At 70.4% G+C, this 14,028-nt stretch carries 10 protein-coding genes and 1 pseudogene; 5 read left to right on the top strand and 6 right to left on the bottom strand.

Going from position 1 to position 14,028, the window contains the following annotated elements; translation table 11 throughout:
- Nucleotides 1-1,512 (top strand): amino acid ABC transporter permease, encoded by a 1,512-nt coding sequence (locus N1F89_RS02010; RefSeq protein ID WP_290080984.1) that lies wholly within the window; start codon nt 1-3, stop codon nt 1,510-1,512.
- Between the two features lie 27 nt (nt 1,513-1,539).
- Nucleotides 1,540-2,340: an amino acid ABC transporter ATP-binding protein gene (locus N1F89_RS02005; protein WP_290080981.1), complete on the top strand. Its 801-nt coding sequence runs from the start codon at nt 1,540-1,542 to the stop codon at nt 2,338-2,340.
- 28 nt (nt 2,341-2,368) lie between these two features.
- Here the strand turns inward: N1F89_RS02005 and N1F89_RS02000 are convergent, their stop codons facing one another.
- Complete coding sequence (locus N1F89_RS02000; protein ID WP_290080979.1) at nt 2,369-3,613, bottom strand: FAD-dependent monooxygenase; 1,245 nt, start codon at nt 3,611-3,613, stop codon at nt 2,369-2,371.
- Between the two features lie 7 nt (nt 3,614-3,620).
- The gene (locus N1F89_RS01995) at nt 3,621-3,866 is read right to left on the bottom strand and encodes a zinc-finger domain-containing protein (protein ID WP_290080978.1); all 246 of its coding nucleotides are present in this window, start codon (nt 3,864-3,866) and stop codon (nt 3,621-3,623) included.
- A 161-nt stretch (nt 3,867-4,027) separates the two neighbouring features.
- Between N1F89_RS01995 and N1F89_RS01990 the strand changes: the two genes are divergently transcribed.
- Together N1F89_RS01990 and ppx are read left to right on the top strand one after the other, a co-directional pair.
- Nucleotides 4,028-6,238, top strand: coding sequence for an RNA degradosome polyphosphate kinase (locus N1F89_RS01990; RefSeq protein WP_290080977.1), 2,211 nt, complete (start codon nt 4,028-4,030; stop codon nt 6,236-6,238).
- 9 nt (nt 6,239-6,247) lie between these two features.
- Complete coding sequence (gene ppx / locus N1F89_RS01985; RefSeq protein ID WP_290080975.1) at nt 6,248-7,762, top strand: exopolyphosphatase; 1,515 nt, start codon at nt 6,248-6,250, stop codon at nt 7,760-7,762.
- Nucleotides 7,763-7,772: 10 nt separating this feature from the next.
- On the opposite strand, the gene rnd is transcribed toward ppx, so the two are convergent.
- From rnd to blh, 4 genes and pseudogenes are all read right to left on the bottom strand, one after another.
- A complete protein-coding gene (gene rnd, locus N1F89_RS01980; RefSeq protein WP_290080973.1) occupies nt 7,773-8,945 on the bottom strand; it encodes a ribonuclease D in 1,173 nt (390 codons plus the stop codon).
- A 55-nt stretch (nt 8,946-9,000) separates the two neighbouring features.
- Nucleotides 9,001-10,233 carry an MFS transporter gene (locus tag N1F89_RS01975; RefSeq protein WP_290080971.1) on the bottom strand — a complete coding sequence of 411 codons (1,233 nt, stop codon included), beginning with the start codon at nt 10,231-10,233 and terminating at the stop codon, nt 9,001-9,003.
- Nucleotides 10,234-10,341: 108 nt separating this feature from the next.
- Nucleotides 10,342-10,653, bottom strand: coding sequence for a metalloregulator ArsR/SmtB family transcription factor (locus N1F89_RS01970; protein ID WP_290080969.1), 312 nt, complete (start codon nt 10,651-10,653; stop codon nt 10,342-10,344).
- Nucleotides 10,654-10,663: 10 nt separating this feature from the next.
- Nucleotides 10,664-11,988, bottom strand: a pseudogene (gene blh / locus N1F89_RS01965) (bifunctional sulfur transferase/dioxygenase Blh).
- Between the two features lie 248 nt (nt 11,989-12,236).
- Between blh and aspS the strand changes: the two are divergent.
- Nucleotides 12,237-14,021: an aspartate--tRNA ligase gene (gene aspS / locus N1F89_RS01960; protein ID WP_290080965.1), complete on the top strand. Its 1,785-nt coding sequence runs from the start codon at nt 12,237-12,239 to the stop codon at nt 14,019-14,021.
- Nucleotides 14,022-14,028: the final 7 nt, after the last annotated feature.

Raw genomic sequence — 14,028 nt, 5'->3', positions numbered from 1 at the left:
ATGGCGCAGGGACCGAAAGACCGCCGCCCCGCCTCCGGCGTCCCCGACACCGGAAGCGGCAAGCCGCGTCGCGGCGCCGACGTGGCGGCGCCGGAGGGCACGCCCGTCGCCTATCCGCACACTGCCGACGCCCTGGCGCCGGTGCCGCACGACAGCGGCGGGCTGATCTATGTGCGCACGGAGATGGTGCACAGCGAGCCGCCGCCGATCAATGTCAGCGGCCCGCTCGCCTGGGCCCGCGAGAACCTGTTCTCCGGCGTCGCCAACACGCTGATGACGCTGTTCTCGCTCTACATTCTCTACCTGATCGTCCCGCCGCTCGTCAGCTTCGCCTTCCTGGAGAGCGTGTGGACGGGCGACGACCGCGCGGTGTGCGCCACCGAGGCGCAGGGCGGCATCCGGCCGAACGACTGGTTCGGCGCCTGCTGGGCCTATGTCGGCGACTACTTCAACCAGTTCGTGTACGGCCGCTATCCCGACGAGGCGCAGTGGCGCGTCGACATCGTCGCGCTGCTGTTCGTCGGCGGCCTGGTGCCGCTGCTCATCCCCTCGGCGCCCTTCAAGCGGGCCAATGCCATCTTCGTCGCCTTGGTCTTCCCGATCGCCGCCTTCCTGCTTCTGACCGGCGGCGATCTCGACCTCGACGGCTTCCTGCCGACCGGCTGGCTGCTCGATCCGGGCCTCGCCAAGTTCTGGCTCGACTTCGTCGTGCTCACCGCGGTCGTGGCCGGCATCGCCTATGCGATCGCGCGTGCCTCGGACAGCGACCCGCTGCCCGGTGTGCGCGGCGCGCTTCTGGTGATGGCCGGCATCGGCGTGGTGATGGCGCTGCTGGCGACCGATTTCGGCCTCGCCCCGGTGCCGACCGACCGCTGGGGCGGGCTGCTCGTCACCATGGTGATCGCGGTGACCGGCATCGCCGCCTCGCTGCCGATCGGCATCGCGCTGGCGCTCGGCCGGCGCTCGCACATGCCGATCGTGCGCTTGTTCTCGGTGATCTTCATCGAGTTCTGGCGCGGCGTGCCGCTGATCACCGTGCTGTTCATGTCGTCGGTGATGCTGCCGCTGTTCCTGCCGGAGGGCGTCACCTTCGACAAGCTGCTGCGCGCGCTGGTCGGCGTGGCGATGTTCGCCTCCGCCTACATGGCCGAGGTGGTGCGCGGCGGCCTGCAGGCCATTCCCAAGGGGCAGTTCGAGGGCGCCCAGGCGCTCGGCCTCGGCTACTGGCAGATGATGCGCATGATCATCATGCCGCAGGCGCTGAAGCTGGTCATCCCCGGCATCGTCAACACCTTCATCGGCCTGTTCAAGGACACGACGCTGGTGCTGATCATCGGCCTGTTCGACTTCCTCGGCCAGATCCAGTCGTCCTTCACCGATCCGACATGGGCGAGCCCGGTCCAGTCGATGTCCGCCTATCTCTTCGCGGCGGTCGTCTACTGGGTCTTCTGCTTCGGCATGTCGCGCTACTCGATCTTCATGGAACGCCGGCTCGACACCGGCCACAGATAACGGGCCGAACGGCCAAGGGGAAACGCCATGACCGACCAAGCCGCAACCGCAGAGGACCGCCACGTCGATCGCTCGAAGATGCAGGTCTCCGACACCGACGTGGCCATCGAGATCGCCGGCATGCACAAATGGTTCGGCGAGTTCCACGTCCTCAAGGACATAAACCTGAAGGTGATGCGCGGCGAGCGCATCGTCGTGTGCGGCCCGTCCGGCTCGGGCAAGTCGACCATGATCCGCTGCATCAACCGGCTGGAGGACCACCAGCGGGGCAAGATCGTCGTCGACGGCATCGAGCTGACCAACGACCTGAAGAAGATCGACGAGGTGCGCCGCGAGGTCGGCATGGTGTTCCAGCACTTCAACCTGTTCCCGCACCTGACGATCCTGGAAAACTGCACGCTGGCGCCGATCTGGGTGCGCAAGACGCCCAAGCGCGAGGCCGAGAAGACGGCCATGCACTTCCTCGAGCGCGTCAAGATCCCCGAGCAGGCGCACAAATATCCCGGCCAGCTCTCCGGCGGCCAGCAGCAGCGCGTGGCGATCGCCCGCGCGCTGTGCATGAACCCGCGCATCATGCTGTTCGACGAGCCGACCTCGGCGCTCGATCCCGAGATGATCAAGGAGGTTCTCGACACCATGGTCGACCTCGCCCAGGAGGGCATGACGATGATCTGCGTCACCCACGAGATGGGCTTCGCCCGTCAGGTCGCCAACCGGGTGATCTTCATGGACCAGGGCCAGATCGTCGAGCAGAACGTGCCGGAGGAGTTCTTCGCCAACCCGCAGCACGAGCGCACCAAGCTGTTCCTCAGCCAGATCCTGCACTGAGGCGGGCGGCTCGCCGCGCCGGCCGGCCTCAGCGCCGGTCCGCCGGCGCCGTCGCGTCGTCGCCGTAGAGCCAGTCGAGATCGGCGGCCAGGCGCGCTGCCGGCATCGCCCGCAGCACCAGGTCGCGGCCGAGGGCGATCGGCCCGGCGGCATGCCAGGTGAAGCGGTTGAAGGCGCCGCGGCCGACCACGCGGCGCAGCCGCGGCCGGCGCAGCGCCTCGAAGCGGGCAAGCGCCGGCGCCACCGCGTCGGGGCTTTCGGCCACCAGGGCGGCCAGCAGCGCGGCATCCTCGATCGCCATCGCCGCGCCCTGCGCGGCAAACGGCGTCATGGCGTGTGCGGCGTCGCCGATCAGCGCCAGCCCGCCGGGCTCCGTCCACGGCTGGCGCCAGTCGCTCTCGAACAGCGGCCAGGCGGTCCACGGACCGGCCGCCGCGACGGCGCGGCGCAGCGGCTCGGCCGCGCCGGCGAGCGCGGCCAGCAGCGGCGCCGTCTCCATCCGGTTCGCCCACTGGCTGGAAAGCTGCGCGCCGCGCGTGACGGCGACCAGGTTGGTCGCCGCGCCGGCGCGCACCGGATAGGCGACGAGGTGGAAGTCGCGATGCAGGAAGGCGGCGACCGCGTCGGCCGGGCGGATGCCGGCCAGCGCCCGGTCGGCCGCGCCGCCGGCCGGCAGCATGGCGCGCCAGGCCGTGTAGCCGGTGAAGCGGCAGGCGACCGGCGGGCGGATGCGGCGCGCCAGCTCCGACCACACCCCGTCGGCGGCGACGAGCAGCCGGCAGCCGACCTCCTTCACCGCGCCGCCATGGTCGAGCGACACGGTGACGCCGCGCGCGTGGCAGGCGACGTCGCGCACGGCGGCGCCGAGCACCAGGCGGATGTCGGGATCGCGCGCCACGCGGGCGAGCAGCGCGCTCTGCAGGTCGGCGCGGTGCGCCACCAGATAGGGCGCGCCCCAGCGCCGTTCGGCCGCCGGGCCGAGCGGCACGCGGGCGAGCGTGGCCAGGCTGGAGGCGCGCTTGAGCAGGATCGCCTCGGGCTCGACGGCGGCCGGCACCAGCGCGTCGAGCACGCCGAGCCGGCGCAGGATGCGCGTCGCGTTGGGCGACAGCTGCAGCCCGGCACCGACCTCCTCGAGCGCCGGCGCGCGTTCGTAGAGCTGGACGGAGAAGCCGCGCGCCGCGAAGGCGAGGGCGGCCGTCAGCCCGGCGATGCCGGCGCCGGCGACCACCACCTGACGCGACGGCGCGCCGCCGCCGGGGGCTGCGCTCATCGCGCCGTCAGGCGGCCCGCTCGGCGAACAGGCAGTCGGCCGGGTCGGTCTCGCCGCGCGCGAGCTTCGGGTTGTAGCGGTAGAGGGTCGAGCAGTAGGGGCAGACCTTCTCGGTCTCGTCGCCCATGTCGAGGAAGACGTGCGGGTGGTCGTCGGGCGGCAGCGCGCCGACGCACATGAACTCGCGGGCGCTGATCTCGATGGCCCGGTGGCCCTCGGTGTTGTGGTAGTGCGGTATCGTCTCGCCCGCCATGTCCGTCTCCCGCAGTGTCGGCCCGCGCCGGGGCCGCCCAGCCTTTGCCGCATCGGGCCGCGCTTTTCAAGGCGACGATATGAAACTGTCGCAAATGGCTGTCACCAGATAGAGTGTGACGTGCCGCAGCGCGGCCGCAAGCCAGGAGATTGCGCAGGGACATGAACGAGCTCAAGCCCGTCAAGACCGAGTTCGGCGTTGCCGAATTCGCGATGGCCGAAGCCGCCGACGCCGGCCCCGACCGCTTCGTCAATCGCGAGTTCTCCTGGCTTCAGTTCAACCGGCGCGTGCTCGAGGAATCGGAGAACGCCAACCACCCGCTGCTCGAGCGCGTGCGCTTCCTGTCGATCTCGGCCGACAATCTCGACGAGTTCTTCATGGTGCGCGTGGCCGGGCTGGCCGGCCAGGTGCGCGAGGGCATCGTCACCAAGAGCGCCGACGGGCGCACGCCGGAAGAGCAGCTCGACCAGGTGCTGCTCGAGGTCGGCCGGCTGCAGGCCGAGCAGCACGCCAGCCTGACCCGGCTGATGGAGCTGCTGCGCAAGCAGGGCATCGAGCTGGTGCGTGCCGACGCGCTGGTGCGCGACGACCGCAAGTGGCTGGAGGACCAGTTCCTCGAGACGATCTTCCCGGTGCTCACGCCCTTGTCGATCGACCCGGCGCATCCGTTTCCCTTCATTCCCAATCTCGGCTTTTCCATCGCGCTGCAGCTGCGCAACCCGCGCGACGGCCGCACCATGACGGCGCTGCTGCGCCTGCCGGTCGCGCTCAGCCGCTTCATGCAGCTGCCCGAGCGGCGCGGTGCGGTGCGCTACATCGCGCTGGAGGACGTCGTCGGCCTGTTCATCGGCCGGCTGTTCCCCGGCTACGAGGTCAAGGGGTCGGGCACCTTCCGCATCATCCGCGACAGCGACATCGAGGTCGAGGAGGAGGCGGAGGACCTGGTGCGGCTGTTCGAGAGTGCGCTGAAGCGGCGCCGCCGCGGCTCGGTCATCCGCATCGAGTTCGACAGCGAGATGCCCGAATCGCTGCGCGACTTCGTCGCCACCGAGCTCGGGGTCAGCGGCGGCCGCGTCTCGGTGCTCGAGCGCCCGCTCGCCATCAACCAGATTTCCGAGATCGTGCGGCTGCCGCGCGACGACCTGAAGTTCCCGCCCTACAACCCGCGTTTTCCCGAGCGCATCCGCGAGCACGGCGGCGACTGCTTCGCGGCGATCCGCGAGAAGGACATCGTCGTCCACCACCCCTACGAATCCTTCGACGTGGTGGTGCAGTTCCTGCGCCAGGCCTCGAGCGATCCCGAGGTCGTGGCCATCAAGCAGACGCTCTACCGCACGTCGAACGACAGCCCCATCGTGCGCGCGCTGATCGAGGCGGCAGAGGCGGGCAAGTCGGTCACCGCGCTGGTCGAGCTCAAGGCGCGGTTCGACGAGGAGGCCAACATCCGCTGGGCGCGCGACCTCGAGCGCGCCGGCGTGCAGGTGGTGTTCGGCTTCATCGAGCTGAAGACGCACGCCAAGATGTCGCTGGTGGTGCGCCGCGAGGAGGGGCGGCTGCGCAACTACGTGCATCTGGGCACCGGCAACTACCACCCGATCACCGCGCGCATCTACACCGACCTGTCCTACTTCACCGTCGACCCGGAGATCGCGCGCAACGTCGCCCAGGTGTTCAATTTCATCACCGGCTACGCCGAGCCGGACGGCGAGATGCGGCTGGCCATCTCGCCCTTCACGCTGCGCGATCGGCTGATCGGCCACATCCGCGGCGAGATCGCGCATGCGCATGCCGGCCGGCCGGCGCAGATCTGGATGAAGATGAACTCGATCGTCGACCCGCAGGTGATCGACGCGCTCTACGAGGCGAGCCGCGCCGGCGTCGAGATCGAGCTCGTCGTGCGCGGCATCTGCTGCCTCCGGCCGCAGGTGCCGGGCCTGTCGGAGACCATCCGCGTCAAGTCGATCGTCGGCCGCTTCCTCGAGCACAGCCGCATCTACTGCTTCGGCAACGGCCACGGCCTGCCGGCCGACGAGGCGCTGGTCTATATCAGCTCGGCCGACCTGATGCCGCGCAATCTCGACCGCCGCGTCGAGACGCTGGTGCCGATCACCAACGCCACCGTGCACGAGCAGATTCTCGACCAGATCATGCTCGGCAACCTGATGGACAACCAGCAGAGTTTCGAGGTATTGCCCGACGGCACCGCCCGGCGCATGGCGCCGCAGGACGGTGAGGAGCCGTTCAACGCGCAGGAATACTTCATGACGAATCCGAGCCTTTCCGGTCGCGGCAACGCCTTGAAATCCCATGCGCCGCGGCGCATCGCCGCCTACAAGCGGCCGCGCAAGGCCCGGGGCGAGGGCAAGGCCTAAGCCGCCCCCGTGCCCTCCGTCACGCAAGGCAGGCTGCAGGACCGGCACCCGGTGTCGGTCATCGACATCGGCTCGAACTCGATCCGCCTGGTGATCTACGAGGGCGTGGCGCGCTCGCCGACGGCGCTGTTCAACGAGAAGATGCTGGCCGGCCTCGGCCGCGGCCTGGTGACGACCGGCCAGCTCGACCCCGACGGCGTGCGCCGCGCGGTGGCCGAGTTCGGCCGCTTCCGCGCCCTGTCGGAGCAGGCGCGCGCCGAATCGCTGCACGTGCTGGCCACCGCCGCCGCGCGCGACGCCGAGAACGGGCCGGACTTCATCCGCCGCGCCGAGGACATCCTGGGCACCGAGATCCGCGTGCTGTCGGGCCGCGAGGAGGCGGGCTACTCCGCCCTCGGGGTGATCTCCGGCTTCCACCGCGCCGACGGCATCGTCGGCGATCTCGGCGGCGGCAGCCTCGAGCTGGTCGACGTCGCCGGTCAGGCGATCGGCGAGGGCATCACCCTGCCGCTCGGCGGCCTGCGCCTGCAGGACATGGCCAGGGGCTCGATCGCGGCCGCCGCCAAGATCGCGCGCCGCGAGATCGCGCGCGCGCCGTGGCTTTCCGCCGGCGAGGGCCGCACCTTCTATTGCGTCGGCGGCACCTGGCGCAATCTCGGCCGGCTGCACATGAGCGTCACGGGCTATCCGCTCGATGTCATGCACCACTACGAGATCGGCCAGGACGGCGCCGAGCGCTTTCTCAAGCGCGTCGCCAAGGGCGACCTCGACAAGATGAAGGGCATCGGCCGGGTGTCGAAGAACCGCCGCGCGCTGCTGCCCTACGGCGCGGTGGTGCTGCAGGAGATCATGCGCGCCATGAAGCCGGCGCGCATCGTCGTCTCCGCGCTCGGCGTGCGCGAGGGCTATCTCTATTCGCTGCTGCCGGAGGCGGCCCGGCGCGACGATCCGCTGATCTCGGCGGCCGAGGAACTGGCGCTGCTGCGCTCGCGCTCGGTCACCCATGCGCGCGAGCTGACCGAGTGGACCGGCGGCGCCTTCGCCGCGCTCGGCATCGAGGAGACCGAGGAGGAGGCGCGCTACCGCCGCGCCGCCTGCCTGCTCGCCGACATCGGCTGGCGCGCCCATCCGGAGTATCGCGGCACCCAGTCGCTCAACATCATCGCGCATGCCTCGCTGATCGGCATCGACCATCCCGGCCGCGCCTTCATCGCGCTTGCCAACCTGTTCCGCCACGAGGGCCTGTTCGACGACGCGCTGTCGCCGGAGATGCGCGCGCTGGCGACGCCGCGCTATGTCGAGCGCGCCCGCATCCTCGGCGGGCTGCTGCGGGTGGTCTATCTGTTGACCGCCTCGATGCCCGGCGTCATCCCGAAGCTCGTCTGGCAGCGCCGCAACGGCACGCTGACGCTGCTCGTCCCGCGCTCGCACGCCGCGCTGATGGGCGAGCGGCCGCAGGGCCGCATGGCGCAGCTCGCCCGCGTCGTCGGCGTCGAGCTGGCGCTCGCCGTGGCCGACGCCTGAGCGTCGCGTTCTACTCGGCCGCCTCGCTGCGCGGCAGGTCGATCAGCCGGATGCGCCGCTTCTCGAACTTGATCGCCGTGTCACCGCGCACCAGCGCCAGAGCCTTGTCGCCGAACACGTCGCGCCGCCAGCCGCTCAGCGCCGGCACGTCGGCCTCCTCGCCCTCCGCCGCGATGCGGTCGATGTCGTCGCTGGAGGCGAGCATCTTGGCCGCCACGCCCTCGCGCTCGGCGACCAGCTTGAGCAGCACCTTGAGCAGCTCGGCCGCCGCGCCGGTGCCCTCGGGCATCTGCTGCGGCCGCGGGATGCGCGGCAGCTCCTCGCGCGGCAGGTCGAGCGCGGCGTTGACCGCCTCGAGCAGGCCGCCGGCCGCCGCCGAGCGCTCCCAGCCGCGCGGAATGGCGCGCAGCCGGCCGAGCGCGGCCTGGTCGCGCGGCTGCTGGGCGGCGATCTCGTAGATCGCGTCGTCCTTGACGATGCGGCCGCGCGGCACGTTGCGCTCGCGCGCCTCGCGGTCGCGCCAGGCCGCCACCGCCTGCATGACGGCGAGCTCCTGCGGCTTGCGCACGCGCAGCTTGAGCCGCTTCCAGGCGTCCTCGGGGTGCTGGTCGTAGGTCGAGCGCGCCGTCAGCACCTCCATCTCCTCGTTCAGCCAGTGGGCGCGGTCCTCGCGCTCCAGCTCGGCCTTGAGGTGGCGGTAGACCTCGATCAGGTGGGTGACGTCGGCCAGCGCGTATTCGAGCTGCTTGTCGGTCAGCGGCCGGCGCCGCCAGTCGGTGAAGCGCGACGACTTGTCGATGCGCTGGCCGGTCACCTTCTGCACGAGCTGGTCGTAGGACACGCTGTCGCCGAAGCCGCACACCATCGCCGCCACCTGGGTGTCGAACACCGGGTGCGGGATCAGCCCGCCGCGGTGGAAGACGATCTCGATGTCCTGGCGCGCGGCGTGGAAGACCTTGGTGACGCGTTCGTCGCCCATCAGCCGGAAGAAGGGCGCGAGATCGATGCCGTCGGCCAGCGGGTCGACCAGCGCGGTGACGCCCGGCGCCGCCATCTGGATCAGGCACAGCTCCGGCCAGAAGGTCGTCTCGCGGATGAACTCGGTGTCGACCGTGACGAAATCGGATTGCTCGAGGGCGGCGACGGCCTCTTCCAGGGCCGCTTGCGATGTGATCAGTTCCATGCGTCCTCTTTAGGGATTTCGTCGCGGCGATGGAAGGGGATTGGCATCGGCCGCCTCACGGCCGCTCGCGCGCGCCGCGGCGGGCCAGCCGGGCGAACACCGGCGAGGTGCGCAACAGCGCGATGAAGCGCCGCCGGCGCTCGGCCGGCACCGACGGGCGCACCCCCATGCGGTAGAGCGTCAGCGCGATGAAGCCGGCATAGACGGCGGCCGAGAAGGCGAACAGCGCCGACGGGCCGAAGCGCTCCATCAGCCAGGAGGCGGCGGTCGGGCCGACGATGGCGCCGATCGAATAGAAGAACATCAGCCCGGCGGCGACCTGCACGAACTCGCCCTTGCCGGCATGGTCGTTGGCGTGCGCGGCCGACAGCGAGTAGAGCGGCATGGCGAAGGCGCCGAAGAAGAAGACGGCGAGGAAGTTCGACCACGGCCGGTCGCCGGCCAGGAACAGGATCGCCAGCGCCGCCGCCATGGCGAGCGTGGTCGACACGAGCAGCACGCCGCGCCGGCCGTGCCGGTCGGACCAGGCGCCGAGCGGATACTGCATCACCGCGCCGCCGATGATGCCGGCCGAGATGAAGGTGGCGATCTCGGCCGTCGTCAGGCCGATCTCCTGGGCGTAGACCGGGCCGATCAGGCGGAAGGCGCCGTTGGTCATGCCGATCGCCACGCAGCCCATCGCCGCCAGCGGCGAGATGCGCCACACTGCGGCAAGGTCGAGGCGGAAGGCCTCGGGCGGCTGCGGGTTGGAGCGGTCGCCGGCCGACACCGGCACCAGCGACAGCGTGATCATGATCGCCATCACCGCGAAGACGGTGAAGCCGTCGACGCCGAACACCGGGATCAGGTATTGCGAGCCGGTGACGGCGACGATGTCGACGATGCGGTAGACGGCCAGCACGCGGGCGCGGTCGGTGTTCGAGGCGGCCGCGTTGATCCAGCTTTCCATCACCGTGAACAGGCCGGCGAAGCAGATGCCCGTCAGAAGCCGCACCGCGACCCACACCAGCGGATCGATGGCCAGCACCAGCAGCAGCGTGCCGGCCGAGGCGAGCGCGGCGAGCGAGGCGAAGGTGCGGATGTGGCCGACGCGGCGCAGGAGCCGCGGCACCGAGAAGCAGCCGATCAGGAAGCCGGCGAAATAGGCGGTGCCCATCAGGCCGATGGCGGCCGGCGAAAAGCCCTCGTCGGCGCCGCGCAGCGCGATCAGCGTGCCCTGCATCCCGTTGCCCGCAAGCAGGATGCCGGCGGCGAGGAGGAGCGGGATGAGCGGGCGAAGGCTGGCCATGGAATCCGGGCGCGGGCGACATCCCTGGCATAGCCCGCGCGGGCGCGCACGGCATGTGCCAGACGGCCGCCTTGCGCGAGGGCAGGGCGGCCGTCGTCGGCCGGGCGGTCAGCCGCGGGCCGGGCGCTCGCCGCAGAAGATCGCGTAGAGCGCCTCGACGAGCTCGGCCGCGCGGTCGTCCGTCAGGCTGTAGAACACGCGCTTGGCGTCGCGCCGCGTCTTGACCAGCCCGTCCTCGCGCAACGCGGCGAGCTGTTGCGACAGTGTCGGCTGGCGGATGCCGAGCTCCGTCTCCAGCTCGCCCACCGAGCGCTCGCCTTCGGCAAGCGTGCACACGATGGCGAGCCGGTTGCGGTTGGCCAGGCTCCTGAGCAGCCGGCACGCCTCGTCGGCCCGTTCCGTCAGCTCGGCGCGTGCCATGGCGGCAGCCTCAGTCGTCGCCCCAGGCGGCCTGGCCGAGGGCGTCGAGCGGGAACTTCAGGTAGCGCCGCCCGTTCGCCTCGGCCTCCGGCAGCCGGCCGCCGTTCATGTTGACCTGCAGCGCGTGCAGGATCAGCTTGGGCATCGGCAGCGTCTGGTCGCGCTCGTCGCGCAGCTTGATGAACTCGGCCTCCGTCACGCCGCCGGCGAGGTGCTTGTTGTCGCGCTTCTGCTCGGCCACCGTGCTTTCCCAGCGCGGCTCGCGGCCGCCCGGCTGGTAGTCGTGGCCGGTGAAGATGCGCGTCTCGTCGGGCAGCGCCAGGATCGCCTGGATGGAATCCCACAGCCGCTTGGCGCTGCCGCCGGGAAAGTCGGCCCGCGCCGTGCCGCCGTCGGGCATGAACAGCGTGTCGTGCACGAAGGCCGCGTCGCCGATCACGTAGGTGATCGAGGCCAGCGTGTGGCCGGGCGAGAACATGACCTGCGCGTCGATGTCGCCGACCTTGAAGCGCTCGCCGTCGGCGAACAGCCGGTCCCACTGCGAGCCGTCGGCCGGGAAGTCGGGGAAGTTGTAGATGTCCTTCCACAGCTTCTGCACCTCGACGACCTTCTCGCCGATCGCCGTCGGCGCGCCGAGCTTGTCCTTGAGGTAGCGCGCGGCCGAGAAGTGGTCGGCGTGCGGGTGGGTGTCGAGGATCCACTCGACCGCAATGCCCCTGTCGCGCACGAAATCGAGGATGGCGTCGGCGCACTCGGTCTTGGTGGCGCCCGACTTCGGCTCGAAGTCGAGCACGGGGTCGATCACCGCGCCCTTCATCGTCGCCGGGTCCCACACGACGTACTGCACGCTGAAGGTGCGCGGGTCGTAGAACGCCTTCACGTCGGGTTTGCCGCTCATTGCTGGTCTCCTGCGTGTCCGTTGTTTTCAAGCCAGGTCACCGCGTTCGACAGGTCGAAGCCGTGTCGCGCGCCGAAATCGGCCACCTCGCCGGTGCGCATGCGCCCGTCGAGCACCTCGCCGATCGCCCACAGCACCAGCGAGCGCTTGCCCGACTGGCAGTGCGCGAAGACCGGTCCGTCGGCCTCGGCGAGCTCCTTCTGGAAGCGCCGCACGGTCGGCTCGTCGATCGCCCCGCCGGCCACCGGCACATGCGCGTAGCCGAGCCCGGCCGCCGCGGCGGCCTGTGCCTCGGCCTCGGAGGTCGGCTGGTCGGGATCCTCGCCCTCGCGGCGGTTGTTGATCACCTTGGCGAAGCCTGCCTCCGCGATCGCGGGAAAGGCGTCGAGCGCCGGCTGCCTGGCGACCGCCAGCCGCTCGTCGATCTTTTCATACATGCACGCACTCCATTCGGTCGTGGGTCGATCGGGAACGATCAGTTTATACTTACATAGAATGTATATTGAGAATTCAAGGGGCGGCCGGCCGTGCCCCGCCGCGGCCGCCGCCGCCGGCAGCCGCCGGGCGCGGCGCCGCGCTCGCCTTGACAAAAGCGGGTGCGCATGCGCTTTTCGCGCGGATTTTTCCCGGCCCGGCGCGGCCGCCGGCCCGTTTCCAGCGACGCTCCAACGAACGGAACGCCTTCATGCACCGCTACCGCAGCCACAACTGCGCCCAGTTGAGAACCGCCGACGTCGGCACCACCGTCCGCCTGTCGGGCTGGGTGCACCGGGTTCGCGACCATGGCGGCCTCCTGTTCATCGACCTGCGCGACCACTACGGCATCACGCAGATCGTCGCCGATCCCGATTCGCCGTGCTTCGCGGTGGCCGAGCGGGTGCGCGGCGAGTGGCTGGTCCGCGTCGACGGCACGGTCAAGGCGCGCACGCCCGAGACGGTCAACCCCAACCTGCCGACCGGCGAGGTCGAGGTGTTCGCCCGCGAGATGGAGGTGCTGAGCCAGGCGAAGGAGCTGCCGCTGCCGGTCTTCGGCGAGCCCGACTATCCCGAGGACATCCGCCTCAAGTACCGCTTCCTCGACCTACGGCGCGAGACGCTGCACCGCAACATCATGACCCGCACCCGGGTGGTCGCCTCGATGCGCCGGCGCATGGTGGAGGCCGGCTTCAGCGAGTTCCAGACGCCGATCCTCACCGCCTCCTCGCCGGAGGGCGCGCGCGACTTCCTGGTGCCCTCGCGGCTGCATCCGGGCGAGTTCTACGCGCTGCCGCAGGCGCCGCAGATCTACAAGCAGCTCCTGATGGTCTCCGGCTTCGACCGCTATTTCCAGATCGCGCCGTGCTTCCGCGACGAGGACCCGCGCGCCGACCGCTTCTACGGCGAGTTCTACCAGCTCGACGTCGAGATGAGCTTCGTCGAGCAGGACGAGATCCTGTCGACCATGGAGCCGGTCTTCCGCGGCGTGTTCGAGGAGTTCGCCGGCGCCCGCGCCGTCGATGCCGAATGGCCGCGCATCCCCTACGACGAGGCGGTGCGCCGCTACGGCACCGACAAGCCCGACCTGCGCAACCCGATCGAGATGCAGGAGGTCTCCGAGCACTTCCGCGGCTCCGGCTTCAAGGTCTTCGCCAACATCCTGGCCAATGACGACAAGGCCGAGGTGTGGGCCGTGCCGGCGCGCACCGGCGGCAGCCGCGCCTTCTGCGACCGCATGAATTCTTGGGCGCAGGGCGAGGGCCAGCCGGGCCTCGGCTACATCTTCTGGCGCCGCGAGGGCGAGGCGCTCGAGGGCGCCGGCCCGATCGCCAAGAACATCGGCGCCGAGCGCACCGAGGCGATCCGCCAGCAGCTCGGCCTGGCCGACGGCGACGCCTGCTTCTTCGTCGCCGGCGACCCGAGGAAGTTCGCGCCCTTCGCTGGCGCGGCGCGCGTGCGCGCGGCCGAGGAGCTCGGCCTGGTCGACGAGAGCCGCTTCGCGCTGTGCTGGATCGTCGACTTCCCGTTCTACGAATGGGACGAGGACGAGAAGCGCATCGATTTCGGCCACAACCCGTTCTCCATGCCGCAGGGCGGCATGCAGGCGCTCGAGACGCAGGACCCGCTGACCATCAAGGCCTTCCAGTACGACCTGGTGTGCAACGGCTTCGAGATCGTCTCGGGCGGCATCCGCAACCATCTGCCCGACCTGATGGTCAAGGCGTTCGGCATCGTCGGCCTGTCGCAGGCCGACGTGGAGGAGCGCTTCGGCGGCCTCTACCGCGCCTTCCAGTACGGCGCGCCGCCGCATGGCGGGCTGGCCGCCGGCATCGACCGCATCGTCATGCTGATCTGCGGCGCGAAGAACCTGCGCGACGTGGCGCTGTTCCCGATGAACCAGCAGGGCGTCGACCTTCTGATGGGCGCGCCGTCCAAGCCGTCGGCCCAGCAGCTCCGCGAACTGCACCTGCGCGCCGTGCCGCCGAAGGACTAGGCGAGGC

Origin of the sequence: Aquibium sp. A9E412 (assembly GCF_030398335.1) — a bacterium.
Lineage (GTDB): Bacteria > Pseudomonadota > Alphaproteobacteria > Rhizobiales > Rhizobiaceae > A9E412.
Note: the sequence above shows the minus strand (reverse complement) of the source record. Positions and strands in the feature narration are given on the sequence as shown.